The sequence below is a fragment of the Bradyrhizobium liaoningense genome (assembly GCF_018130825.1).
In the GTDB taxonomy this organism is placed as follows: domain Bacteria; phylum Pseudomonadota; class Alphaproteobacteria; order Rhizobiales; family Xanthobacteraceae; genus Bradyrhizobium; species Bradyrhizobium liaoningense_B.
Genome location: NZ_JAFCJS010000001.1, coordinates 1,444,340 through 1,468,743 on the forward strand (window position 1 = coordinate 1,444,340; position 24,404 = coordinate 1,468,743).

Consider the following 24,404-nt stretch of genomic DNA (forward strand, 5'->3'; position numbering starts at 1 on the left):
GGGGCAACTATTCGGCGGCGTGAGCGGTCCGCTTGCGAGGCTGCTCGTCCGGCGCTGCAAACAGATGACCGGCGTATTTGATGACATTCTCGGTTGTCTCGCGGATGTGGCGCTCGATCAACTCCATAGCCCTTGCCGTGTCCCGCGCGATCATCGCATCCATGATCATCTTGTGCTCGACATCCTTGGCGCGCCATTTGGTTCGGAATTGCGATGACATCCGCCGATAGCGGTGCGCGCGTTCGAACAGCTTTTGCCGGATCTCCAGGAGATTGGGCGAACCGCAGGCGGCGACAAGGGAGAAGTGAAATTCGCCGTGAAGCTTGCCCCATTCTTCAGAGAGATAATAGGTAGAGCCGAGGCGATTTTGCAGGCGGTCCATCCGGTGGAAAGCTCCGATGATCTGGGCTTCCCAATCGTCATCGCCGTGTTTGATGGCCAGCGCTACGCATTCTCGCTCGACAAGCACGCGGACATAAGTGAGGTCGGTGAGGTCATCGATCGAAACCGGCGCGACCACGAAGCCGCGCTGGTCTTCGGCCACGACAAGACCCTCGGCCACGAGGCGCGACAGCGCCTCCCGCAGCGTCGAGAAGCTGACGGCATAGATGTCGCGCAGCCCCTCAAACCGCAGCTTTGCGCCGGGTTTGAGCGTGCAGCTGATGATGTCGGCGCGCATGCGATGCAACACGTCTGCTGCGCGCGTTTCACCTGCAGGCTTGAGCCTCTCGTGCATCTGTTACCATCCTCGCTTCGCGCGCGAGTATCGTTGATTTTCGAAAGAATATCAAACAACTCGGGTCGTTTCGGAACGGGCGACAGTGTCGGGGGCGAACAACCGAAGCCCGCACGGTGGCGATTATCGCGCCCGAATCATGTCTTTGCTGCAATTCCACGCCAGGGGGACGACCGCATCCGCAGGCTGTCCCGACCGGCATTAAACGACGTAATTTCGAAAATGTAAATATTAATCGAAAATATGTTGCCACCGTTCATGCGATGCGATATCAGGATTCAAATAGTCCAAGCTTGGGAGGTGGCCATGACGCAAGTCGTGCATGCGGTCGGGCACGTGAAAATCAACACCACGGCCATGGAGGCTGTGGTGCGGGAAGCGACGGAAATCCTCGGTCTGCAGGTCACCTATGCCGACGATGGCCAGACCTGGCTGAGCTCGAACGGGCGGGCAGCGGAACTGGTGTTACTCCGAGCGCACGAGAATTCGACGCATACGATTGGATTGGAGGCGCTCACCACCGAGGCCGTTCGCGCGGCCGAGTCGCGGATTGAAGCGGCCGGCTGTCGCATCGTTTCCCGCGAGCCCAGCCTCAATTGCATGGCTGCCGGCGTCACCTTCGCCACGCCGGAAGGGCTGCGTTTCGAGATACACACTCCCGCGCGTGACCAGCTCTACGGACGTCGCTATCCAACTCACGGCGTTGGTCCCAACCGCATGGATCATCTCAATCTGACAACGCCGGATCCGTTGGCGACGCGCCGCCAGCTCGAAGCGATCTGTGGCCTGCGGCTGTCGGAACGCATGGTCGATGACAGTCTGGCCTGGATGTACGGCGGCAATCGGCAGCACCACATCGTCGGCATCGTTCGCGGCAAGGTGGGGCTGCATCACTACTCCTTCGAGTTCAAGGAGTTCGGCGACTATCTGAAGCTCGGCGATCTGCTTGACCGGTTCGACCGGCAGATGCTGTGGGGGCCTGGTCGTCACCGGCCGGGCGACAATACCTATGCCTACTACACCGATTCCAGCGGCGCGATGATCGAATGCTCGAGCTCAATGGCCCTGATCGCGGATGACGACAATTTTGAGCCAAATGTGATCACCAATCTCGAACGCCCCGGCAACGTGCGTTGCATGAATGTGTGGGGCACGCCTGCGCCGCTCGAATGGCGCCAGTTTCATTTTCCGTTCACGGCCCTCAATTGACGGACGCAGCAGTCCGGGTGTGCTCGCCACTGCGCGGGCCGCACGGCGGTACGAGAGATATGCCATATGCAAGAGAAGCTTACCTTCCGCTCTGACGGGCTTACCCTTTCCGCCGTCATACACGTGCCGGATGGACGAAAGCCGGGTCAGCAACTGCCGGCCTTCATCGTTTTGCACGGTTTTGTCGGTTCGAAAGACGAATCCCACGCTGAGATCCAGGCGCGGATGCTCGAGCAGATGGGATACGTCGCGCTTCGTTTCGATTTCCGCTGCTGTGGCGAAAGCGAGGGGGAGAGGGCGCAAGTGCGCTGCTTCGATCAGGTGGCGGATGCCAAGAATGCGCTGACATTCCTGGCTGAGCGGGATGAGGTCGACCCCAAGCGGATCGGTGTGGTCGGTCACAGCTTCGGTGCTGCCGTCTCGGTCTATGCGGCCGGCGTGGATGACCGCTTTGCTTGCGTTATCTCATCCTGCGGCTGGGGCGATGGTGAGCGGAAATTTCGCGGCCAGCATCCGACGCCCGACGCCTGGACGAAATTCACCTCGCTCCTCGAGCAGGGGCGCAAGCACCGGCAGGAAACCGGTGAGAGCATGTGGATCTCCCGCTTCGATGCCGTTCCGATCCCGGAGCATTTACGCAAGAACCTCTCGCCGAAGGCGATCATGGAAATTCCGGTCGAGACGGCATGGAGCATGTACAATTTTCGCGCGGACGAGGTCGTAGGCAATATCGCGCCCCGTCCGATCCTGTTCCTTCATACCGCCAATGACACGATCACGCCCACCGAGCAGTCGATCCGCATGTTTGAAAAGGCTGGTCAGCCGGCCGAGCTTGTTCTGATTACCGGCACATCGCATTTCCCGCTCGCGCCGGCGGATGCGCCGCGCACCAAGGCAATCATCAGGGGATGGCTCGACAAGTTCTTTCCCTCGCCGCTTGGAGAGTAAGCGTGGGGATGGCGTCGGACACGGTCGCAATTGCTCCTGACATTCTCCAGGACTTCGCGGCCGCGCTGCTTCTGGCGGGCGGATTTACGTCCGATCAGTCGGAGCAGACCGCAGCGATGCTGGTTTGGGCCAATTTGCGCGGCGCCGACTCGCACGGCGTCTTGCGGATTCCGCGTTACGTCGAGATGGTCGAACTTGGCCTGATCAATCCCGCAGCTCAGCCGCGCCGTGTCGGAGGCAAGGGTGCCGTGGCACTGATCGACGCGCAACGCGCCCCTGGCGCTGTCGGCATGAACATCGCGGCGCGCACGGCCAGTGACCTCGCCGACAGCCATGGCATCGGCTGGTGTGCCGTTCGCTCCATCAGCCACGCTGGTGCGATTGGGTATTATGCGCACCAAGTGGCCCGTGCGCGGAAAATCGCAATTGTGATGACCGCTTCGAAGCCTCTGATGATTTATCATGGATCCAGAGCAGAGGGCGTCTCGACAAATCCAATTTCCATAGCCGCGCCGGGCAGCAATCCAGACCGCCCGCTTCTGCTCGATATGTCGACGGCGGCGGTGGCGCTGGGCAAGATCATGGCTGCAAGGGATGCCGATCAGTCAATTCCCGCGGGATGGGCCGTCGATGCGAACGGACAGGAGACGATCGACCCGCACAAGGCCAAGGCGGTGCTGCCGATGGCCGGTCCCAAGGGGGCGGGCCTCTCGCTCATGATCGAAGTGCTCACCAGCGTCCTGGCGACAAATCCTCTCATCGCCGTGGCTCTGACCGCGGGCGGCGATCCTGGCGTCAACGGTGTCGTGGTCGCGCTCGATCCGACCGCCTTCGGCGAGGGGTTTACGCCTGAAATCGATCGACTATGCGCTGCAATCAAGAGTCTGCCGCCGGCGGATGGGTTGGGCGACGTCTACCTGCCGGGCGAACGCGGCTTCGAGGAGATGGAGCGGCGATCGCGGTCGGGGATACCGCTCGTACGGGGGACCCTATCGCGACTGGTGACGCTTGCCGCGAAACTGCAGGTACCGGTGCCCGAGGGCCTCGCCTGATCGTGGGTGATTTGCGAAGCCAGGACGCCGTTTGACGAACCAGCTCAGGCTCAAGGTGGAGACCGCAATGTTCGGAATTGTTGATGTCGCAATTGTCGGCCTGGGACCGGTCGGTGCCATTCTCTCAGGGCTGCTCGGGCGATACGGCATCAACACGATCGTCTTCGACAAGGCCGACGATATCTTTCCGTTGCCGCGCGCGGTCTCGTTCGACCACGAGATCATGCGGATCCTTCAAAATCTTGGCCTTGCCGAGACACTGCATCCTTATGTTGTGCCATATCCACCGACCGAATATCGCGGCGTCGGCGGCAAGCTGATTGCGCGTTACGAAGCCTTGCCCCCGCCGTATCCGCAAGGCTGGCAGCCAGGCTTCATGTTCAAGCAACCGCCGTTCGAACGGGCGATCCGGCAGTCATTGCTGGAGCTTCCAACGCTCGAGCTCCGTCTTGGCACTGTGCTGGAGCGCCTCGAGCAGCATCAGGACCATGTCGAGCTGATCGTTCGAAACGGCTCAGGTCTCGAGGAGACTCTGCGCGCCCGCTATGTCGTTGGCTGCGACGGCGGAACCAGCCTCGTCCGCAAGCTCTTGGGCATTGGCCTGGAGTCGCTCGATTTCGACGAGCCCTGGCTTGTCGTCGATGTTCTCGTCGACGAGAGCAAGCTGGACAGTTTGCCGCAAACCATCGTGCAATATTGCGATCCCGACCGCCCGACATCGTATGTGGTGGGATCCGGCAATCATCGCCGTTGGGAATTCATGCTCCTTCCCGGCGAGACCGCCGAAGAAATGAACCAGGAGAGCGCAATCTGGCGCCTTCTCGGCCGCTGGTTGACGCCCAAGGACGGCGAACTCTGGCGCGCCACAACTTACGTCTTTCACGCGCTGGTTGCCGATCAATGGCGCAAGGAGCGGGTGTTGCTGGCCGGCGACGCCGCGCATATGACCCCGCCCTTCATGGCGCAGGGCATGTGTCAGGGAATTCGTGACGCTGCCAATCTCGCCTGGAAGCTTACGCTGGTGATCAGGGGGCGGTGCGATGCGGCCTTGCTTGACACCTATCAGCAGGAGCGCCGAGCGCACGTCCGTGCCACGACGGAAACAGCCAAGGGGCTCGGCCGCATCATATGTGAGCTCGATCCGGCGAAGGCGGCGGAAAGGGATGCGCGACTGCTCAGCGAGAGGGGAGATCCCCCCGCCGTGCAATATCGCCAAAGCTTGATCCCAGGTCTCGTCGAGGGCGCACTCAGCACCGCGCAGGGGGCGCCGGTCGGCCTGCGGTTTCCCCAACCTCGCATCGCCTCCGCTTCTGGAGTGTGTCTTCTCGATGATCTGGTTGGCGCCTCGTTCCGTCTGGTCCTCTCGTCAGACACCGGCATCGATACAGTCCCCAACGCCCTACGCGACAAACTCGACGAGCTTGACGGGGCGGTGATCTCGCTGGTCGATGTTCCGTGCTCACTGCCTGCGGGCCCTCGGGACTGGTCGATCGCGGAGGTCGACGGATTGCTGAGTGCCTGGCTCCGCGATAGTGGCCTAATCGCCGTCTTGGTGCGTCCCGACCACTACGTCTTCGCTGTTGCGAAGACAGTGGCGGATTTCGACGCGATGAGCGGGATGCTGGATCATCATCTCCGTTTGATCGAGCAGCCCAGCTTACCGGGCGCCTCCTGTAGCGAGGCCGCGTCGCAGCGGGCCATGTAATCCGCGCTTGCTAGATTTCGAAAATATAATAAAATTACGAAATATAAGTTGGGCCTTACCAACCTGGTGCGGACTCTGCTGCTGCTTTCGAGCAGCGGCGGCCAGCCGATCCAACAAAGCAAGTTCGAAAGCTTGGCCTCAGCCCGGTTTGGATGAGGAGCAACATGGGAGGAATGCTGCAATGAGTACGCCGAAGAGCCAGTCGCGCCGAAATTTCCTCAAGAGCACCGTCACATTGGTCGGAGCGAGTGCTGTGGCGGGAACAGCTCCAGCCCTCTGGACGACGGCGGCAGCGGCCCAGACGCTTCGCATCGGCTTCATCAGTCCATTGACAGGCGCGCTCGCCGGCTTTGGCGAATGCAATCCGCATCTGATCAAGCTTGCGCAGGATGCGCTGAAAGCTGGCATCAGGCTCGGCGATCAGACTTACGCAATCGAGATCTTGATGAAGGACACCCAGTCGGATCCAAATCGCGCCGCCGAGCTGGCGCGCCAGTTGATTACGTCCGACAAGGTTGACCTGATGCTGTCGTGCTCCGCGCCGGAGACCGTCAACCCCGTTGCCGACGCATGCGAGGCCGCTGGCGTCCCCAGCGTCTCAACCACCGTTCCCTGGGAAGCGTTCTATTTCGGGCGTGGCGCGAAGCCGGGCGCGCCGTCGCCGTTCAAATGGACGTACCATTTCGCGTTCGGAACCGCGCAATTTGCACAGTGTTACATCTCGAAGTGGAATGGCGCCGTCAAGACCAACGGCAAGGTCGGTGTGCTCTATCCGAATGATGCGGACGGCAATGCGGTCCGGGCCAATCTCTTGCCCGCGCTGGTGAAGGCGGGCTTCATCGTGATCGACCCTGGGGCATATGAGGACGGTACTACTGACTATTCCGCCCAAATCGCCCGTTTCAAGCAGGAGAATGTCGAGATCATCAACACCTTCCCACTGCCGCCCGATTTTGCCGTGTTCTGGCGTCAGGCCGCACAACAAGGTCTCACCAAGAAGATCAAGATCATCGAGACCGGCAAGACCGGGTTGTTTGCTTCGCAAATTCAGGCAATGGGCGCACTCGGTCTCAACATGACGGCAGGCGCTCCCTGGCACCCGGCCTTTCCTTACTCCTCACCGCTGACCGGACTATCATCGAAGCAACTTGCCGATGGCTACGAAAGCGCCAGCGGGCGACAATGGACGCTTCAGATTGGGCAGACCATGGCGTTGATCGATGTCGGTGTCGCAGCCTTGAAGGCGGCCGGCAATCCAGCGTCCAAGGAAGAGGTGGCCAAGGCCATCAGCAAGCTGCGGCTGACGACAACCATGGGCGAGCTCGATTGGACCAAGGGGCCGGTGCCGAATTGCGTCTCGACTCCGATCATCGGCATCCAGTGGAGCAAGCCGAAGCAATCCAAATTTTCAGTCGACGCTCATGTGGTGGACAACGCCTGCGATCGGAACGTGCCAATCGGGGCACCGTTAGTCTCCTACAGCTCCTGAGCGGTGGAGTACGAGGACGGGCCCGTGTCGCAACGAAAATTGCCGACAATCCGATGATGGCAATCGTGGGTGAGATCGGATCGACAAGGCAGGCAGAAGTCTTGCCGCCATTCGCAGGGCTTCCGTCGGGACCATTCATTGTCTCGGCCGCCAAGATCGTCAAGCGCTTCGGCGCGTTGACAGTCGTCGATCACGTCGACCTTTCACTCCGGGCGGGCCAAGCAGTCGGTATCGTCGGCCCCAATGGCGCTGGAAAGACGACCTTGCTCGGTGTGCTTGCCGGAGCACTCGCAGCAAGCGCCGGCAAGCTGACGTTTCTGGATGTCGACGTGACGGATATGCCGGCCGCCGATCGTTGCCGGCTTGGCATCATTCGAACGCACCAGGTTCCGCGTCCATTTGCCGGAATGACGGTGTTCGAGAACGTTCTGGTCGCCACCACCAATGGAGGACGCCTCACGGGCTCAGCCGCCTATCAGTGCTGCGTCGATTCCTTGGATCTATGCGGCATGCTGCGTGTGGCCAATCGCCGGGCCGAGACTCTAGGCCTTCTTGACCGAAAGCGGCTGGAATTAGCGCGCGCACTGGCAACCAATCCTTCTGTCCTGCTGCTGGACGAAATCGGCGGCGGTCTGACTGACGCGGAGGCCGCGGAACTTGTTGCCGCGATACGCTTGCTGGTGAAAAAGGGTATCACGATCGTTTGGATCGAGCATATGGTCCACATTCTGCTGCAGGTTGCCGAACGGCTTATCTGCATGGACGCCGGCCAGGTCATTGCCGACGGCGCACCAAGGGAGGTGCTGAGCAACCCCGCCGTCGTCAAGGCCTATCTTGGTGGGAGTGCAACATGAGCCTTTTGTCGGTGCAGGCGCTCAGTGTCTGGCACGGCTTGCTCCAGGCCGTGCGCGGCGTCTCTCTCGCCATCAATCAGGGTGAGGTGATCGCTCTCGTCGGAGCAAACGGCGCCGGCAAGACAACGCTGCTGCGGGCGATCGCAGGCGCCCATATTCCGGCAAAGGGGACAATTGTCTTCAAAGGGCGCGATGTCACGCTGCTGCCCGCACATGAGCGAGCCGGCATCGGGATCGCACTCGTGCCGGAGGGCCGTCGCCTGTTCGGGCAAATGACGGTGGAGGAGAATCTGTTGCTGGCGCGCTCTGCGCGCCGCCAAGGCCTCTGGACCATCGAAACGGTGATGCAGGCTTTTCCTCAGCTCGTCCCGCGACGTCGCGCAAAGGCAGGCAATCTCTCCGGTGGAGAGCAACAGGCAGTTGCGATCGGTCGTGCGTTAATGACCAACCCGGATCTGTTGCTGCTGGACGAGGTGTCGCTCGGGCTCTCACCACTTGCCGTGGACCGCGTCTATGATGCGCTCCGCGACCTGATCAGGCTAGGCGCGACCGTGGTGCTGGTCGAGCAGGATTTGACCCGGGCCATGGCGGTGGCCGGTCGTGTGCTCTGCATGCTGGAGGGCCGTGTTGTTCTCGAAGGCAGCACCAGAGACCTGACGCGCGAGACGATCACGGACGCATATTTCGGTCTACAGAGGGCCGGCGGGACTGCTGCATGATGGTCTTTCTGAATCAGTTGCTCCAGGGTGCGCTTCTCGGAGGCTATTATGCGCTCATTGCCTGCGGTCTGTCCTTCATGCTCGGCGTGATGGGAATCATCAACCTTGCCCATGGCAGCCTCGTCGTCGTTGCGGCCTTCGCACTCCTGACGCTGACCGAGCGGTTCGAGATTTCGCCGTTTCTCTCACTTCTTGCCGTTCTTCCTCTCATGGCGGCGATCGGATTCGTTCTTCAGCGTGTCGTCCTGGAACGAAGCGGCCGGGCGGGATTGCTGGTACCGGTGCTTGCCACCTTTGGCCTGGCAATCGCCGTCGACAATCTGCTCTTTGAGAAATTCGGCGCCGACACGCGCTCGCTCGCCCCCTTCATCGATTCCTTGTCCTACGAGTCATGGTCATTGACTGACGACATCAGCGTCGGTCAGCTGGCGGTCCTCATCTTCCTCACGGCCGTTGGGGTTCTCGGCGGACTGCAATTGCTGCTATCCCACACCCAGCTTGGCCGAGCCATTCGAGCAACGGCGGTGGATCCCGATACAGCCGGCCTTGTCGGTATTGACGCGCGCCTCACCAAGGCGCTCGCCGCGGCGATCGCGCTAATGACTGTGGGGCTCGCCGGCGCTGCTTTGGCCATGCGGGCAACGTTCGATCCGTACGCCGGCGCGCCCCAACTCATCTTTGCGTTTGAGGCTGTAGTCATTGGTGGGGCCGGGTCGTTGTGGGGGACCTTGATCGGCGGAATCGTTCTCGGGGTATCTCAGACGCTCGGTGCCCAGATCAATCCGCAAGGCTTCCTGATCGCGGGACATAGTGTGTTCCTGATGGTCCTGTTGGCACGAATGGCCAATCTGTGGCCGATCGGGCCAGACGTGCTTCGTCGGCTGATGGGGCGCCCCACATGACCGCCAGCTTGCCAGCTCGCGTGCAACGGTGGACGGGCGTCTCGATCGCTGCAACGGCTTCGGCGGGGATGCTCGTGGTTGGCCTTGCTTTCGGTCCGCTTTTCTTGGCACCTGGTGGCGTCTCTCAGCTGACGACTCTCTTCACTTATGTGCTCTTGGCGGTTACCTGGAATGCGCTTGCAGGCTATGGCGGCCTCGTGTCAGTTGGCCAGCAGGCATTCTTCGGACTTGGCGCATATGCGGCGATACGGCTCGCCGATCTCGGTGTGAACGTGTATGCAGCTCTGCTCGTTGCCGCGGTGCTTGTCGCAATCGCCGCACTTCCGCTGTCCCTCTTCATGCTACGTCTGCGGGCGGGAGAATTCGCCATCGGAATGTGGGTCGTGGCCGAACTCGCGCATCTTTGGGTGAACCTTGATGGCCTGATCCAGGGCGAGACGGGGACTTCCCTCATTCAACTTAACGCCTATTCTACGGATGTTCGTGGCGCGATGACTTATTGGCTCGCGCTCGGCGGAATGACCTTGATGATCCTGTTGCTCTTTGTCCTCTTGCGTAGCCGCTTCGGGATCGCCGCCCAGGCCATTCGGGACAGCGAGGAGGCCGCGGATTCGGTTGGCGTTCGCGTTGTGTCGAGCAAGCGGGTTCTGTTCATTGTGGCGGCCTTCGGCGCCGCATTCGCCGGCGCTATTTGGCTTGCTAGTGCAATCAGTTTTCAACCCAAGACCTATTTCGGCGTCCAGTGGTCCGCCTACATGATCTTCATGGTCCTGGTGGGAGGGATCGGCACATTCGAGGGCCCGATCATTGGTGCGGTCATCTTCTTCGCACTGGAATGGGCGCTTAGCGCCTCAGGAGCATGGTATTTGGTCGGGCTCGGACTGAGTGCGCTTATGTTTTCGTTGTTTTTCCCCCGCGGGATCTGGGGATATGTGCAGGGCCGTTTTGCAATTGACCTGCTCCCTGTGGGCTATCGGTTGGAAATGATCGAACCGTCGCCGACCCCGAAGCTGAACGGCGGAGCCATGCCGGTTGCGGCCGCCCTCTCCGCCACATCTCGACCCGACGTATAGAGCACAAGTTTCATAACATTTCACTTCAGCCAACCGTTAACAGGAGGTGAGATCATGACGCTCCCGACGACCAATTTTGACCCCGGATTCCGTGTGACAAGGGCCAGTCACCTCGTTCTGACAGTGCGCGATCTTGCTGCAAGCCGGCAATTTTATGAGAAGGTGATCGGGCTGATCGTTACTGCCAAAGACGGTGATGCGCTCTACCTGCGCGGCGTCGAGGAGGCCTGTCACCACAGTTTGGTCCTTCGCCAGGCCAATGATGCCTCGTGCGCGAGATTGGGGTTGCGCGTATTGATGGAAGAGGACCTCTATCTGCTCAAGGCCTTCTTCGCAGCCCGGGGCTGTCCGGCTGGCTGGGTCGAGGTGGCCCACCAAGGTCGTACACTGCATGCGGTTGATCCCGTCGGCACGCCGCTCGAGTTTTGTGCAACCATGCCGGTGATGCCGCGGATGATCACAAAGTTCACCAACCATATCGGTGGGTCGGCGCTACGACTCGATCACTACCAGGTACTGACGCCTGAGGTTCGGAAGGCTTGCGAGTTCTACACGGCCGCAGGTTTTCGTTTGAGTGAGTATATAGCCCCTGCCGGGACATCGGATCTGCGTGGCGTGTTTCTGCAGCGCAAGGGCAATCCGCACGACATCGTGTTCTTCAACGGTGTTGGCCCACGTCTTCACCACTTCGCTTATCTGGCGCCGGACGTGAATTGTCTGCTGTTTGCCTGCGATCTCGCCGGAGAACTCGGCTACGGTGCGTCGGTCGAACGTGGCCCAGGGCGGCACGGCCCGGGGCACGCGATGTATGTCTACATGCGCGACCCGGACGGTCATCGTGTAGAGCTGTTCAACACACACTACCAAATGATGGATATCGAGAACGAGCCCATTGCCTGGGATCCATCTGACCGTAATCTCGCCTTTCCCTGGGGCTTGCCGGCGCGCCAGGCATGGTTTGACGAGGCCACCATGTTTGCAGAGACCATCGTGAGCGAACCGCAACTCAAGCCGACGCCGATGACGTTGGAGAAGTATCTCGCAAGATCGAACGCAGGAAGTTGAGGCGACGCGGGGTTTGAATGGGGCTCCTGGCGTTCCGACGCGACAGGGCTGAGCTGGGTGCTTACCCGTAGATTGTGGGATCACCTTCTTTCGATTGACAATTCCGCCGTAACCCAATGATGTGCTTAGTAGCTTAATTGCCTCCTTTTACAGTTAGTAAGCTGATTTTACTAAGAAAAAGCCTGACCCTTAATCAGCGGGTCCCAGGTTCGAGCCCTGGTGCGCCCACCATTTCAAGCCCCTGTTGATGCAGGGCTTTTTCATTTCCGGCATCCGAACAAAATGCGTCTCGTGCGACGCTTATGGGGTCGGATGTCGCGCGGCCAGCCTGTTGTGCGATTTCTTGTATCTTCACCCACCCGTTCGAAACAGCGCGCAGCTCCGACGATACAGGTCAATTGCCTGCTCGTCGTAGAATAGGATATCGGGGCGAGCAAAGCGGACAGTCTGCTCCCCATGATGCGAAGGGCTCCGCGGTCCGGATGGAAGCGGACGCACAGGCCTGAGCCCGGCACGTTGCGCTGGCGCGTCGCCCTGGCGCAGTCGTGGTGGCCAGTGTCACAGCCATTGCCGTCATGACGCATTGTCGGGCCCTTGTGCTGCGAAGATCCAACTCCGCCGCGTAATCCGGCAACCACGCCTCGCACGGCACGCACAACGGGAGGTGGTCACGAGCCCGCTCTTGGAAGGCCGGAACGCGAGCGTCGCCAAAGAGATTCAAATCCGACGGTGAATCGACCAGGATCAGCGTCCACCCGCCGCCAGCCGTCCAACACGGCAACGGCACGACACCGCAAAATTGCCTAGGCGACCACATCCGGCAATGGATTTGCGGCTCTCAATCCTTGATTGGAGTTGATTGATACCCTACCGTTACTGGCGGGCAACACAGGTGCGGACCGGTGCGGACGATCATTGCTGACGATCACGCGATTATGCGGGAAGGTCTGAAGCAGCTTCTGTCGACCGTGGACGGGCTTATTGTCAGCGGTGAAGCTGCGGACGCAGAGGCTGTTCATCGCCTGCTGAACGAAAACTCCGCCGATCTTCTCATACTTGATCTCGGCATGCCCGGTGTGAGCGGCTTTCAGTTCATAGCTCACCTGAGAACCGCATGGCCGGAGCTGCGGGTTCTTGTCCTCACCGCCAATGTCGAGCCACGTTCCGTACGGGCGGCTTTTTCCGCGGGCGCGAGCGGCTATTTGACCAAGAGCGGCGATCCGTCCGAACTCATCGCTGCGATCGATGCCATCAGGAGAGGCAACACCTATGTGGCCCGGGAGGTTCGCTTTGCGGTGGACTACCATGACGGCCCGAGCGAAATCCCGGAGCCCTCCGCAGCGATCATATCTCCGGTCACGCTGACGAGGCGCGAGCGGCAAATACTGGCGATGATCCCTCACGGCGTCACCAACCGCGACATCGCCAACCGTCTCGGCATTAGCCTGCTTACTGCCCGGAAGCATCGCGAGAATCTTATGCGGAAGCTTGATCTGCACAGTGGTGCGGAATTGACGGCTTACGCGGTTCGTCTCGGCCTTCCAGCGGGGTAGCGCAACGGCAATTCGCAAACGAAGCCGCCGCACTTGCCGGCGCGCGGAGAGGTTTCGATGCAAGAAGACAAGATACGCGAGGCGCTCGTAGAGCTCCTGTATCGCAATTCCTATGGAGTAGTGGCTTCCAACGTCCTCATCTCCCTGGCGGCGGCATACGTACTGAGGAGCACCGTGCCGCCAAGCTGGTTGGCCGGATGGCTTGGTGCGCTGTATCTGCTCACCGCCATACGCGTCCTGGCGGCGCGCCGGTTCTTCAGCCGGAATCGAGAACCAGCGTCTGTGTTGCGATGGGCGTGGCTCGCGGCTGCGTTTTCGTGCGTGTCGGGCCTGCTGTGGGGAATGCTCGGCTGGGTTGGGTTCGTTCCCGAACAGCCCGTTGCTTTTTTATTCACCATTGTTGCCTTGACCGGTCTGGTCTGCGGCACAGTTCCGTCGCTCTCGGCCTTTCCGCCGGCTCTGGTCGGCTCGATCATCGCAACGGTGCTGCCGGTCATGGTGCGCGCCTTTATCAATGGAGGTGATACCTCCGGCGCATATCTCGCCCTGCTTACGGGACTTGTGACCATCAACCTCTATTATTGCCGCACAACGCACCGCATGCTGCGTGAGACCATCAGGTTGCGCCTGGAAAACGTCGAGCTGGTTGGCCACCTCCAGGAAGAACGCGACCGCGCGCAGGCCGCCGATCGTGCGAAAACACGTTTCCTTGCGGCCGCCAGTCACGACCTGCGCCAGCCGATCCATGCCTTGAGCCTGCTGATCGCCACGCTCGCGGCGCTGGGTCAACGCGGCGCCGTCCAATCCGGCGATGCGCGAGGTCTGGCCGGCAAGGCAAAATCCATCGTCGGCAACCTCAGCGCCCTTCTGAACGGGCTGCTCGACATCTCCCGGCTTGATGCCGGCGTCGTCACTGTTGCGCGGGAGACGGTGAATCTCTCCCAACTGTTCGACCAGCTCGGCAACGAGTTCGCGTCCGTGGCGAAAGAGCGCGGCCTTGACTGGCGTATTGTTGAAAGCCGCCTCCAGGTGAACAGCGATCCCATGATGCTGAAGCGGGTGTTGGGCAATCTGCTGTCGAACGCCTTTCGCTATACGTTATCCGGCGGCCTTCTGCTTGGCTGCCGCAGGCGCGGCGCGTCGGTGGAAATCCAGGTATGGGATACCGGCCCCGGCATCCCGGCAGATCAGCAGGCAATGATCTTCGAGGAATTCGTTCAATTGCAGAACTCTGCGAGAGATCGTACGCAAGGTCTCGGCCTTGGCCTCGCCATCGTTCGCCGCACCGCATTACTGCTAGAGCATCCGCTGAAGCTGGTTTCCGTCACCGGGCGCGGCTCGATGTTTTCCGTTACGGTGCCGCAAGCCAACGCGGTGGAAACTCTTCCGCCGGCCAACAGGGCATCGCCGGCAGCCATCGCGGTCAACATCATGGTCGTGGAAGACGAGCGCGATGTTCTCGATGTCATGGTGCAGTTGCTGACGCTGCAGGGGCATCGCGTCTATGCCGGCCGGTCCGCCGCCGAGGTGCAACAGGTACATGCAGCAGCGGTCGCGGCCGGCGATGCACCGGTCGATCTGATCATCGCCGACTACCGCCTCGGAGATGGTGCGACGGCCCTGGACGCAATCGAGGCTCTTTGCGCCCATGTCGGCCGCTCGGTCCCCGCCGTGATCGTGACCGGCGATACCTCGCCCTCGCGCATCAAGGAAGCCACCGCCAGCGGTCATCGTATTCTGCACAAGCCGATCTCCGGCGAGGAATTGCACGAAGCGATCGTCGCCGCCTGTGTTGACGGCAAGGAATCCGTCGATTCCTGAAGGGATGGGTAGCTGCCGCCATTGGCGATCCCCCGGCCACGGTTGAGATCGTGTCTCGGTGCGGATCTGCCACGGCGCTGTCACCCGCGGTGGTGCCGAGCCTTTCGGCATTAGCCGCCTTGCCGACGACGAAATACGACATCTGCCGTATCGCTCGCCAATGAGCCCGACGGTATCTATTGCCCCGAACTGAACGCGCATGAACGGCAGCGTGCAAGAAAGTCATTTGGATATGGCAATTACCGGCAGATCCTACGCTCGGCGACCATCGTCGCCTCTCAAGGCGTGGACAATCGCTGTCCTCGTCGGCTTCGGCATTTTGCATCTCGTCGGAGAATACATGCTGGATCACGCGCCGAGCATCCGGCCCATCGAAACGGCGGCAATCGCGGTCGACCGCGACTAGGTCGATCGGCTGGGGTCACTTGCGTGAGTCCGGACGCCCATGCTGTCGGGCTATTGGGTGCGATTACATTCGCCAGGAAGCGATGCCATGTCGGACATAGCGGTCTATTTGGTGCTGAGTACGGCGGTTTTTGCCGGCGCGTTCGTCTCCGGCCTTTCCGGGTTTGCCTTCTCGGCGGTCGCCGGCGCCATCCTGCTCCACGTCTTTCCGCCGATGGAAGCTGTGCCATTGATGATGGCTTGCAGCATCACCGTACAGGCCGCCAATCTGTTCGCGCTACGCAAGACCATGCAATGGAAAACCAGCCTCGTCTTCATCGCCGGGGGGCTATTAGGCATTCCGATCGCGATCTATCTCCTGCAGAATGTGGACACGGGAATCTTCAGACTGGGTTTTGGAATTCTCGTATCGCTTTACGCGGCCTATGCCTTGTTGCGGCCAACGGCTGCCTACTTGCGTCAGATGGACAGCCGGAGCAGGAACGCGCTGGTCGGGTTTGGCGGCGGGCTGGTTGGCGGCTTGACCGCGATGCCCGGCGCGCTTCCTGCGATCTGGTGCGACATCCATGGTCTTCCGAAAACTCAGCAGCGCGGCCTGGTTCAACCCTACATCGGGGTCATGCAGCTTTCTGCTCTCGCTCTCATGCTTTCGCACCAAAGCCTCTCGTTAAAGGTCTTGATCGACTTTGGCATTTCTCTGCCCGCTTTGGCCGCCGGAACGGCCGTGGGGATCGTCCTGTTCGGTCGGATCAACGAAGCAGCCTTCAAGCGGGTCATCCTGGGCTTGTTGCTGTTTTCGGGACTCTGCCTCGTGATCTAGCAGGACGCGGGAGTAGCCTTTTCATACGATGAGGTCGCCGAAACTACGATCCGCGTTGGCAGACGATATCTGCTTGAAAAAGCAAAAGCATTCCGGCCAAATCAAGTCCAGTCGAAGACGGCGGGGGGTGCATGAAACGGGGCACAGAACGAATCTTTCGGGAAGCGGCCATCGAGCGGCTTTCGAATCCCGAACAGCTCGACCATGTTGTCGGCGTCACGCGCCCGTTCGACTGGATGGCCGCGCTGGCGCTGGCGCTGGGACTGGTCGTGCTGATGGCCTGGAGTGTGCTCGGCCGCATTCCAACCCGCGTATCCGGCGATGGCATTTTGCTAAGCAGCGGCGGCCGCCTGGTCGACGCCGTGTCCGCGGTCAGCGGCAGGCTGGCCTCGCTCGAGGTCGGCATCGGCGATGCCGTCCGCGCCGACCAGGTGATTGCGCGGGTCGTGCAGACCGAGACCGAACAGCGGCTTCAGCAGGCGAGGGACGTCCTGCGTGAGCGCGAGCGCGAGCATGCCGAACTCGCCGGGGCGATCTCGCGGGAAATCGATGCCAAGCTTGCAAACTATGCGGCGCAGGAGGCAGGTCTGGCCAATGTGATCGTGGCTGCCGAGAAGCGCACCGCCTATCTCGCGGACGAGGTGGCCAAGCTCGAGCCGGCGGCAGCGAACGGAACTGTGACCCGCAGGTATCTTGAGGACCGCCGCGTCGAACTCAACAATGCCCGGGAGCGCATCACTGACGCAAGGAATGACATTCTCAAGCTCAATGCACAGCGGCTGGATCTGCAGAGCCAGCGTGAGCGCGATCGCCTGCTGTCGGAATTCAAGGTCAATGATTCCAAACGGACGGTCGAGCAGCTTGCGGCCGAGCTCGAGCGAGGATCGCGGATTGTCAGCCCCGCCGACGGGCGTGTCGTCGAACTCAAGGTGTCCAGCGGTGCTGTGCTCGCCCTGGGTACGCCGGTTATCGAAATCGAGACTGCAGGACAGGTCCTGGAGGCAACCGTCTACATGCCGCCGGACCGCGGCAAGACCATCAGTCCGGGTATGGAGGTTCGTATCGAGCCGAGCACCATCAAGCGGGAGGAATACGGCGCGATCGTCGGCAACGTAGTGGCGGTTTCGGATTTTCCTGTGACACCCCAGGGCATGCTGGCGGACTTGCACAACGATGCATTGGTCAAACGCTTCTCGCAGGACGGCGCGCCCTATGCGGCGAGGGTAACCCTGGAGCGCGATCCCTCGACCTTGAGCGGGTATCGCTGGACCTCGGGCAAGGGGCCGCCGATCCTGCTCTCGAGCGGTACGTTGACCCGCGCCGAAGTCACAACGCGCGAGCAGCCGCCGATCGATCTGGTGATCCCGTTGATGAAGCGGCTGAGCGGAATCGGCGGCTAGGATCGCCAGCATATGACTGCATCGCGCCAAACCGACGCCCAGCCGCCGCTTCTCGATCGCCTCGGCAACTGGATCCGGCGCATCCCGCTGCCGGTGCGGCGGCGCTGGGTCACTCCAACGGTGTTCCAGATGGAAGCCTTGGAATGCGGCGCCGCTTCGCTAGCGATGGTCCTGGCCTATCACGGTCTCTGGGTGCCGCTGGAAAAGCTGCGTGAAGCATGCGGCGTGTCCCGGGACGGCAGCAAGGCCAGCAACGTGCTGAAGGCCGCGCGGCGCTTCGGATTGACGGCTAAGGGGTTCAGGAAGGAGCCGGCGACGCTCCATGAGCTGCCGATGCCATCGATCATCCACTGGAACTTCAACCATTTCGTGGTGCTGGAGAGGCTGGACACCAACTGCGCCTATGTCAACGATCCCTCGACCGGGCGCCGCAAGGTCGGTCACGACGAGTTTGACTCCTCCTTCACCGGCGTCGTCCTGGCGATGGAGCCGGGACCCGAATTCAAGCCGGGCGGGCGCGAGCCCGATTTCTTTCCGCTGCTGACGCGGCGACTGTCGAATTCATTGTGGGCGGTGCTGCTGCTGGTTGCACTCAGCATGGCGCTGGTGGTGCCCACCATCCTGGTTCCGACATTCGCAAAAATCTTTGTCGATGACGTCCTGATCAAGCATGTCGAGGGCTGGTTCACGCCCTTGCTGATCGGCATGGCAATCACCGCCGTGGCGCGGGCGCTGATGACAGCATTTCAACAGTCGCTGCTCCTGCGCATCCAGACCAAGCTCACGGTGACGATGGTCAGCCAGTTGCTATGGCACGTCCTGACCCTTCCGATGGAGTTCTTCACCCAGCGGCACTCAGGTGACCTTGCCAACCGCATAGCCGCCAGCGAACAAATCGCCCAACTGCTTTCGAACGGGGTGGCTGCCAATGCCCTGAACCTGATCTCGGTCGTCTTCATCGCTGCCACGATGGCGTTCTACGATAGTCTCCTGGCGGCGATCAGTATCGCCATGGCTCTCCTCAATGTCCTCGTCCTCAGGCTGGTGGCCCGCCAGCGCGAGGATCTCAACCGCAAGCTGTCAATCGAACGTGCCAAGCTGAATGGCAACACCATCGAAATCATCCGCACGATCGAAACGATCAAGGCCGGCGGTCTGGAGGATGACGCCTTCGCGCGCTGGGCGGGATTCCAGGCTAAAGTCCTGAACGCCGAGCGTGATCTCGGTGTCTACTCCACCTTTCTCGACACCTGTCCGATCTTCCTGACCGGATTGACCACCGCGATTGTGCTGGGTGTGGGTGGCCTGCGGATCGTCGACGGCGCATTGACCATCGGTGGCCTTGTTGCCCTGCAGGCGCTGCTCACCAGCCTGGTCGAGCCGGTCAACGCACTCGTGCAGCAGGCCGCCGTCTTCCTGGCCATCAAAGGCAATTTGTTCCGGATCGAGGACGTCTTCAACTATCCCGCTCGTCCCCTGGTGCCGATCGAGCGCGCGCCCGCAACGATGCCCGCAAAACTGTCGGGCCGGGTCGAGTTGAAGGACATCTCGTTCGGCTATTCCGCGCTCGAACCGCCGCTGATCGAGGATTTCTCGCTGGTCGTCGAGCCCGGCTGGCGGGTAGCCCTGGTCGGCGCATCCGGCAGTGGCAAATCCACCATTGGACGGTTGATTAGCGGGCTCTATCGACCGTGGTCCGGCGATATCCGCATTGACGGCTGGTCGATGGCCGAGATTCCCCAGGAGATCTTCACCAACTCGGTCGCCTATGTCGACCAGGAAATCTTGCTGTTTGAAGGGACGGCCCGCGACAACCTCACGCTCTGGGACCATACCGTGCCCGAAGCCAGCATGTCCCGGGCGCTCAGGGATGCGCTGATCCACGAGGAGATTGCCGTCCGGGCCGGCAACTACGATTGCCACGTGGCCGAGGACGGCAGGAATTTCAGTGGCGGTCAGCGACAACGGCTCGAGATCGCGCGGGCGCTGGCAGGTAATCCTTCCGTGGTCGTCCTCGACGAGGCCACCGCGGCGCTGGATCCGATCGTCGAAAAGGCGATCGATGACAATCTCCGGCGCAGGGGATGCACCTGCATCATCGTTGCCCACCGGCTCAGCACAATTCGCGACTGCGACGAGATCCTCGTCATGAGCAACGGGCGGGTCGTGCAGCGCGGGACGCATCAGGAACTGCTCGCCGAGGGCGGCGAATATGTCCAGCTGGTGTCGAGCGAATGAACCGTGCCTACCAGCCTCCGTCCGCCGAAACCCCGCCCTCGCGAGCAGGCGCGGCGTCCGCCCCGATGGCGCTCGGGAGCCATCGACCAATGCCGGTCAATGACGTCGATCTCGTGCTGCACGTCGTGCGCGGTTATGTCGACCTGTTTGGCGTCAAGGAGAGCGCTGGCGGAGAGCCGAGCCGGCGGCATCACTTGTTTCGGGTCGAGCAAGGCGCAGTCGTCTTCGGCCTGCCCGGCATCAGCGATGGGAACGGAAATTCGATGGCCGTGATTGCGGTCGGCGGTCTCGAGACCGAGGTCGTGATCGATCATCGTGGCCAGTTTGCAGATCGGGACGCGATCGACGCATGGACCGTGGTTGTGTCAGGAATCATCGCAGCGTCTCCTCAAGGAGCGGTCGTGCAGCAGGCGGCGATCGGCTCGCGATACTTACTGGCATCCGGCGATGTTCTCCGGCTGTCCAGCCGGCGGGTCGGTTGGATCGGGATTGAGCATGGGACCATCGGCGTGATGGAGATGCCGCAGCCCCATGGCCCCGGAGATTGTCCTTCGCCGATGCCGCCGGGGACGTGGATCGTCGCCCGCGAGGATGCGACCCTGGAGGTTCGAAGCAGCACGGCATTCTCGCTTGCCGGGATCTGGGCCGCCCTCGATCGATTCCACGTACGCGTCATGGAGAGCCTGTGTCACAGGATTGATGAGGACACCCTCGCGGAGGCCGAACACCTGCGCCTGCGCTGTGGTCTCAACCGGCAGCGCAGAACCAGCATTGTCAATCGTCTTGCCGGTATCATCACTGCCGGGTCCGAAGCATCCCAGCCTGCTGCAGTTGGCGTCAGCCGTCTGCTCGCCGCCTGTCGGGAGGTCGGAGCAGCCATGGGCATTTCGCTCCAGGCTCCGGCCAATATGGCGTTCGACAATGATGATCTTGCGCGTGCCGTCAGGATCGCCGAGGCGTCGCGGGTGCGACTGCGGCGCCTGCTGCTGCGTGCGGACTGGCAAGCCAACAGTGCCGGTCCGTTCGTCGCGTTCCTTGGCGAAGACCGGCGGCCCGTCGCGATCCTTCCCAAGGCCGGCGGCCGCCACATCATCGTCGACCCCGGCGCCGGCACGCGCCGTGAATTGACGCGGGCCATCGCCGCCGAACTGGCGCCGGAGGCGGTGATGTTCTATCGCCCGCTGCCGTCGCGAGGCCTGGTGGTTCGCGATCTCCTGAAGTTCGGCGCGGCGACCGTCCGGGGCGATTTTCTGCGGATCATGCTGGCGGCCCTGTGCCTCGGGCTGCTCGCGCTGGCGACGCCGCTCGTGACCAAGCTGCTGATCGATTCCGTGCTGCCGCGCGCGGAGGTCGACCAGCTCCTGATCTGCGCCATCGCGCTCATCGTCGTGACGCTGGTGGCCGGCGGATTCCAGATGATGCAGGGCATCGCCATGCTCCGGCTCGAAAGCCGGCTGGACTTTGTCTTGCAGGCGGCAATTGTCGACCGCCTGTTGCGGATGCCGACCGCGTTTTTCCGCGACTTCTCCGTTGGCGACCTCGCGGACCGCACGCTGGGTGTCGAAGCCGTCCGCACCATCGTCACCGGCCGCGCCATTCGCGGATTTCTGGCGCTGGTGTCCTGCGCGTTCAGTTTTGCCGTGATGCTCGCTCTCGACATCAGGCTGGGCCTGTTGGCCGCGGCGCTCGCCGTGCTGCGCGTCGCAATGGTGGTCGCGATCAGCCTGGTCCGGCTGTCGGAGGAGCGCGAGAGCCTCTACCTTCAGGGCTGGCTGGAGGGGCTGGTGCTCCAGCTCCTCACCGGCGTCGGAAAACTGCGGATTGCGAACGCGACCATGCAGGCGCTCTCGATCTGGGTCGAGCGCTTTTCCGAGCAGAAGCGCCATTTCATCGCCTCGCAGCGTGCGGCAAACCTCCAGAAGAGCCTCGATGCGGCGTTTCCCGCGTTGGCGACGCTGCTCGTCTTTGCCCTGGCCCAGACCACATCAGGTGCGAAGCCGGTGCACGAGCTTGGGACGTTCCTGGCCTTCTATGCGGCGTTCGGGCTGTCACTCGCCGCGGTCGGCGAGTGGTCGTTCGCGATCGGAGAGCTCTTGGTCGCAATCCCCAGGATCGAGCGGATCAAGCCGATCATCGCGACGCCGACCGAAATCAGCGACGAGCGGAAGTCGGTCGGCGAGATCAGCGGCGCGATCGAGTTTGCCAATGTGTCGTTCCGCTATGGCGACAGCGGGCCGCTGATCCTCGACGATGTCAGCCTCAGCGTCGGGACGGGAGAATACCTCGCCATTGTCGGCCCGTCCGGCAGCGGCAAGTCGACGCTGTTCCGATTGCTGCTCGGCTTCGAGAAGCCGGAATCCGGCGTGATCTTTATCGACGGCAAGTCGCTCGAGACCATCGACGTCGGCTTGTTGCGCCGCGACGTCGGTGTCGTGCTGCAGAACTCCAGGCTCGCCTCCGGCAGCGTCTATGAAAACATCTGTGGCGCAGCCCGTCTGTCGATTGACCAGGCCTGGGAGATCGCACGGCTGGCCGGATTCGACCGCGACCTCGAGGCCATGCCCATGGGCATGCAGACCCTCGTTGCAGAGGGCGTCAACACGCTGTCGGGTGGCCAGCGCCAGCGCTTGCTGATCGCGCGGGCGCTGGCGCATCGGCCGCGGCTGCTGCTGATGGATGAGGCCACCAGTGCGCTCGACAACCGGTCCCAGGCCATCGTCAGCGAGTCGATATCGAGGCTCAATTTGACGCGTATCGTCATCGCGCACCGGCTCAGCACCGTTCGGTCGGCGGACCGGATTGTCGTGCTGGGCGGCGGCAAGATCGTGCAGACCGGCAGCTTTGCCGAGTTGATGGCGCAGCCGGGCCTGTTTGCCGGTTTCGCCGAACGTCAACTGATCTAGGGGGCACCGACATGCGCAAGGTCCTCTTCATATTCGGCGTGCTGAACGACTCCGACATCGACTGGATGGCCCGCGCCGGCTCCCGCCGCGGCATCAGGCGGCAGGACGTCCTGATCGACGAAGGCGTGCCGATTTCGTCGATCGTCCTGCTGTTGCAGGGACGAATGGGCGTGAGCGTGGCCGGCATCGGCGAGATCGCCCAGCTGGAAGCGGGGGATTTCGTCGGTGAGATGTCGCTGATCGATTCCGTGCCGCCCTCGGCCACGGTGGCCGCAAAGGCCGACTCGGTTGCCCTGTTCCTGGACAAGCAGATCCTGCTGCGCAAGCTCGCGGGCGATTTCGCCTTTGCCAGCCGCTTCTATCGCGCGCTCGCCATCCTGCTGTCGGACCGCCTGCGCGCCACCGAGCGCAGGATGGCCTATGGCGAGCAGGAAACCGGCCTCGGGGACGAAGCGACGCGGTTGAAGGACGAGCTTGATCCTGCCGTGCTCGACCAGGTGTCGATCGCGGGCGAGCGGTTTGACCGCCTGCTCAAGCTCGTGGAGGAGGTCGCGATGCGAGGCGCCAGATCCTGAGATCGAAGCAGGGTCTTTCGAAGGGGCGCTTTCGACACGTCCTCGTGAGCAACGGCGAAATACGGCATCTGCCGTATCGCGGGCAAATCGGTCCAGCGGTAGCTTTCACCTCAAGCGCAGGAAACAAAGGCGACGCCGGGAAGTCGGTTTCCTAAGCCCTTGATTTCTCGGGAAATGACCTCTTCGGACCGTCGCAACTTTTGAATTGGAGATTGAGCATGACCAATAAGCAGGACACGAATTCGAAGCCGGAAGCCAAGTCTCTCGATAGCCGCAAGGATGCCGCTCAGAGCAAGGCATCCCAGATCTCGACGTCGGAAAAGGACGCGCTGAGCGACAGCTCCCTGAACGATGTGTCCGGCGGCCGTGTGCCTCCGACCCGCGGGTTCTGACGTCCACACTTGGCATCGATCAGAGCTGGAGATTGAGAATGACCGATCAGCAGGACACGAATTCCACAGCAAACGCGGTACCCGGCGACAGCCTCAAGGACGGCGCTCAGACCACGGCATCCCAAATCACACCAGCGGCTGATACGCTCAGCGACAGCTCGCTGGACAAAGTGTCAGGCGGGTCTTGGCCCTATAATAACGCTGTGCGTGCCAGCATCGGCGCCACAGGCGGCGGAGGTTGACCGAGAAAGCGTCTGAGCCGACGACGGCTTGAAGCGGCTAACAATCAGCCTTGATGAAGGTGGAGATTGAACGTGACCAACAAGCAGGATGCGAATTCAAAGGTGGGGGCCGAACCTCGCGAGAGCCTCAAGGACGGCGCGGAGACCAAAATTTCGTCGACGCCGGGGAAGGATGCCGTCGGCGATCACGCGCTGGACGACGTGTCGGGCGGCCTTTGGCCCCGGGTCACAACCGGTAGCACATACAACAAGACGATCTGATCTTGGGACCTAAGCGCAGCGCAACTAAGCCACTGTGGCTGT

22 protein-coding genes are annotated in these 24,404 nt (G+C 61.7%); 21 read left to right on the plus strand and 1 reads right to left on the minus strand.

Features of this window, described 5'->3' with window-relative positions; all coding sequences use genetic code 11:
* Window positions 1-7 precede the first annotated feature (7 nt).
* The gene (locus JQ603_RS07075; protein ID WP_212337689.1) at window positions 8-736 is read right to left on the minus strand and encodes a GntR family transcriptional regulator; all 729 of its coding nucleotides are present in this window, start codon (window positions 734-736) and stop codon (window positions 8-10) included.
* 306 nt (window positions 737-1,042) lie between these two features.
* Between JQ603_RS07075 and JQ603_RS07080 the strand changes: the two genes are divergently transcribed.
* The 21 genes from JQ603_RS07080 (at window position 1,043) to JQ603_RS07180 (ending at window position 24,362) form a co-directional block, all read left to right on the plus strand.
* Window positions 1,043-1,945, plus strand: coding sequence for a VOC family protein (locus tag JQ603_RS07080; protein ID WP_212337691.1), 903 nt, complete (start codon window positions 1,043-1,045; stop codon window positions 1,943-1,945).
* Between the two features lie 66 nt (window positions 1,946-2,011).
* Entirely contained in the window at window positions 2,012-2,893 is an 882-nt protein-coding gene (locus tag JQ603_RS07085; RefSeq protein WP_212337693.1) for an alpha/beta hydrolase, read from the plus strand.
* A gap of 8 nt (window positions 2,894-2,901) precedes the next feature.
* Window positions 2,902-3,945, plus strand: a complete 1,044-nt coding sequence (locus JQ603_RS07090; protein ID WP_245003396.1) for an Ldh family oxidoreductase — start codon at window positions 2,902-2,904, stop codon at window positions 3,943-3,945.
* Between the two features lie 31 nt (window positions 3,946-3,976).
* A complete protein-coding gene (locus JQ603_RS07095; RefSeq protein WP_212337697.1) occupies window positions 3,977-5,650 on the plus strand; it encodes a bifunctional 3-(3-hydroxy-phenyl)propionate/3-hydroxycinnamic acid hydroxylase in 1,674 nt (557 codons plus the stop codon).
* Between the two features lie 181 nt (window positions 5,651-5,831).
* Window positions 5,832-7,139 carry an ABC transporter substrate-binding protein gene (locus tag JQ603_RS07100; RefSeq protein ID WP_212337699.1) on the plus strand — a complete coding sequence of 436 codons (1,308 nt, stop codon included), beginning with the start codon at window positions 5,832-5,834 and terminating at the stop codon, window positions 7,137-7,139.
* Between the two features lie 53 nt (window positions 7,140-7,192).
* Window positions 7,193-7,993, plus strand: coding sequence for an ABC transporter ATP-binding protein (locus tag JQ603_RS07105; protein ID WP_245003397.1), 801 nt, complete (start codon window positions 7,193-7,195; stop codon window positions 7,991-7,993).
* Entirely contained in the window at window positions 7,990-8,712 is a 723-nt protein-coding gene (locus JQ603_RS07110; protein WP_212337701.1) for an ABC transporter ATP-binding protein, read from the plus strand. Before JQ603_RS07105 ends, JQ603_RS07110 begins: the two co-directional genes overlap by 4 nt.
* Window positions 8,712-9,614, plus strand: coding sequence for a branched-chain amino acid ABC transporter permease (locus JQ603_RS07115; protein ID WP_212338248.1), 903 nt, complete (start codon window positions 8,712-8,714; stop codon window positions 9,612-9,614). Before JQ603_RS07110 ends, JQ603_RS07115 begins: the two co-directional genes overlap by 1 nt.
* Complete coding sequence (locus tag JQ603_RS07120) at window positions 9,611-10,687, plus strand: branched-chain amino acid ABC transporter permease (protein ID WP_212337703.1); 1,077 nt, start codon at window positions 9,611-9,613, stop codon at window positions 10,685-10,687. The genes JQ603_RS07115 and JQ603_RS07120 overlap by 4 nt, the downstream gene beginning before the upstream one ends.
* A 54-nt stretch (window positions 10,688-10,741) precedes the next feature.
* On the plus strand, window positions 10,742-11,752 hold the full coding sequence (locus JQ603_RS07125; RefSeq protein ID WP_212337704.1) for a VOC family protein: 1,011 nt from the start codon (window positions 10,742-10,744) through the stop codon (window positions 11,750-11,752).
* Between the two features lie 902 nt (window positions 11,753-12,654).
* Window positions 12,655-13,305, plus strand: a complete 651-nt coding sequence (locus tag JQ603_RS38390) for a response regulator transcription factor (RefSeq protein ID WP_349630699.1) — start codon at window positions 12,655-12,657, stop codon at window positions 13,303-13,305.
* A gap of 57 nt (window positions 13,306-13,362) precedes the next feature.
* Window positions 13,363-15,126, plus strand: coding sequence for a hybrid sensor histidine kinase/response regulator (locus JQ603_RS07135; RefSeq protein ID WP_212337705.1), 1,764 nt, complete (start codon window positions 13,363-13,365; stop codon window positions 15,124-15,126).
* Between the two features lie 199 nt (window positions 15,127-15,325).
* Window positions 15,326-15,532: a hypothetical protein gene (locus JQ603_RS07140; protein WP_212337706.1), complete on the plus strand. Its 207-nt coding sequence runs from the start codon at window positions 15,326-15,328 to the stop codon at window positions 15,530-15,532.
* An 87-nt stretch (window positions 15,533-15,619) separates the two neighbouring features.
* Window positions 15,620-16,351 carry a sulfite exporter TauE/SafE family protein gene (locus JQ603_RS07145; RefSeq protein WP_212337707.1) on the plus strand — a complete coding sequence of 244 codons (732 nt, stop codon included), beginning with the start codon at window positions 15,620-15,622 and terminating at the stop codon, window positions 16,349-16,351.
* Between the two features lie 131 nt (window positions 16,352-16,482).
* Window positions 16,483-17,751, plus strand: coding sequence for an NHLP bacteriocin system secretion protein (locus JQ603_RS07150; protein ID WP_212337708.1), 1,269 nt, complete (start codon window positions 16,483-16,485; stop codon window positions 17,749-17,751).
* Between the two features lie 12 nt (window positions 17,752-17,763).
* Window positions 17,764-19,989, plus strand: a complete 2,226-nt coding sequence (locus JQ603_RS07155) for an NHLP family bacteriocin export ABC transporter peptidase/permease/ATPase subunit (RefSeq protein ID WP_212337709.1) — start codon at window positions 17,764-17,766, stop codon at window positions 19,987-19,989.
* An 89-nt stretch (window positions 19,990-20,078) separates the two neighbouring features.
* Complete coding sequence (locus JQ603_RS07160; protein WP_212337710.1) at window positions 20,079-22,892, plus strand: NHLP bacteriocin export ABC transporter permease/ATPase subunit; 2,814 nt, start codon at window positions 20,079-20,081, stop codon at window positions 22,890-22,892.
* Between the two features lie 11 nt (window positions 22,893-22,903).
* Window positions 22,904-23,467: a cyclic nucleotide-binding domain-containing protein gene (locus JQ603_RS07165; protein ID WP_212337711.1), complete on the plus strand. Its 564-nt coding sequence runs from the start codon at window positions 22,904-22,906 to the stop codon at window positions 23,465-23,467.
* Window positions 23,468-23,685: 218 nt separating this feature from the next.
* A complete protein-coding gene (locus JQ603_RS07170) occupies window positions 23,686-23,859 on the plus strand; it encodes a hypothetical protein (RefSeq protein ID WP_212337712.1) in 174 nt (57 codons plus the stop codon).
* A 38-nt stretch (window positions 23,860-23,897) separates the two neighbouring features.
* Window positions 23,898-24,101: a hypothetical protein gene (locus JQ603_RS07175; RefSeq protein ID WP_212337713.1), complete on the plus strand. Its 204-nt coding sequence runs from the start codon at window positions 23,898-23,900 to the stop codon at window positions 24,099-24,101.
* Between the two features lie 72 nt (window positions 24,102-24,173).
* Window positions 24,174-24,362 carry a hypothetical protein gene (locus JQ603_RS07180; RefSeq protein ID WP_212337714.1) on the plus strand — a complete coding sequence of 63 codons (189 nt, stop codon included), beginning with the start codon at window positions 24,174-24,176 and terminating at the stop codon, window positions 24,360-24,362.
* Window positions 24,363-24,404 lie beyond the last annotated feature (42 nt).

What these genes read in the sequence shown, in the direction of transcription:
- JQ603_RS07150 (WP_212337708.1), top strand. Translation starts at nt 16,483, where the DNA reads ATGAAACGGGGCACAGAACGAATCTTTCGGGAAGCGGCCATCGAGCGG.
- JQ603_RS07170 (WP_212337712.1), top strand. Translation starts at nt 23,686, where the DNA reads ATGACCAATAAGCAGGACACGAATTCGAAGCCGGAAGCCAAGTCTCTC.
- JQ603_RS07145 (WP_212337707.1), top strand. Translation starts at nt 15,620, where the DNA reads ATGTCGGACATAGCGGTCTATTTGGTGCTGAGTACGGCGGTTTTTGCC.
- JQ603_RS07175 (WP_212337713.1), top strand. Translation starts at nt 23,898, where the DNA reads ATGACCGATCAGCAGGACACGAATTCCACAGCAAACGCGGTACCCGGC.
- JQ603_RS07100 (WP_212337699.1), top strand. Translation starts at nt 5,832, where the DNA reads ATGAGTACGCCGAAGAGCCAGTCGCGCCGAAATTTCCTCAAGAGCACC.
- JQ603_RS07085 (WP_212337693.1), top strand. Translation starts at nt 2,012, where the DNA reads ATGCAAGAGAAGCTTACCTTCCGCTCTGACGGGCTTACCCTTTCCGCC.
- JQ603_RS07075 (WP_212337689.1), bottom strand. Translation starts at nt 736, where the DNA reads ATGCACGAGAGGCTCAAGCCTGCAGGTGAAACGCGCGCAGCAGACGTG.
- JQ603_RS07165 (WP_212337711.1), top strand. Translation starts at nt 22,904, where the DNA reads ATGCGCAAGGTCCTCTTCATATTCGGCGTGCTGAACGACTCCGACATC.
- JQ603_RS07110 (WP_212337701.1), top strand. Translation starts at nt 7,990, where the DNA reads ATGAGCCTTTTGTCGGTGCAGGCGCTCAGTGTCTGGCACGGCTTGCTC.
- JQ603_RS07120 (WP_212337703.1), top strand. Translation starts at nt 9,611, where the DNA reads ATGACCGCCAGCTTGCCAGCTCGCGTGCAACGGTGGACGGGCGTCTCG.
- JQ603_RS07090 (WP_245003396.1), top strand. Translation starts at nt 2,902, where the DNA reads ATGGCGTCGGACACGGTCGCAATTGCTCCTGACATTCTCCAGGACTTC.
- JQ603_RS07155 (WP_212337709.1), top strand. Translation starts at nt 17,764, where the DNA reads ATGACTGCATCGCGCCAAACCGACGCCCAGCCGCCGCTTCTCGATCGC.
- JQ603_RS07115 (WP_212338248.1), top strand. Translation starts at nt 8,712, where the DNA reads ATGGTCTTTCTGAATCAGTTGCTCCAGGGTGCGCTTCTCGGAGGCTAT.
- JQ603_RS07105 (WP_245003397.1), top strand. Translation starts at nt 7,193, where the DNA reads ATGATGGCAATCGTGGGTGAGATCGGATCGACAAGGCAGGCAGAAGTC.
- JQ603_RS07135 (WP_212337705.1), top strand. Translation starts at nt 13,363, where the DNA reads ATGCAAGAAGACAAGATACGCGAGGCGCTCGTAGAGCTCCTGTATCGC.
- JQ603_RS07160 (WP_212337710.1), top strand. Translation starts at nt 20,079, where the DNA reads ATGCCGGTCAATGACGTCGATCTCGTGCTGCACGTCGTGCGCGGTTAT.
- JQ603_RS07080 (WP_212337691.1), top strand. Translation starts at nt 1,043, where the DNA reads ATGACGCAAGTCGTGCATGCGGTCGGGCACGTGAAAATCAACACCACG.
- JQ603_RS07140 (WP_212337706.1), top strand. Translation starts at nt 15,326, where the DNA reads ATGAACGGCAGCGTGCAAGAAAGTCATTTGGATATGGCAATTACCGGC.
- JQ603_RS07125 (WP_212337704.1), top strand. Translation starts at nt 10,742, where the DNA reads ATGACGCTCCCGACGACCAATTTTGACCCCGGATTCCGTGTGACAAGG.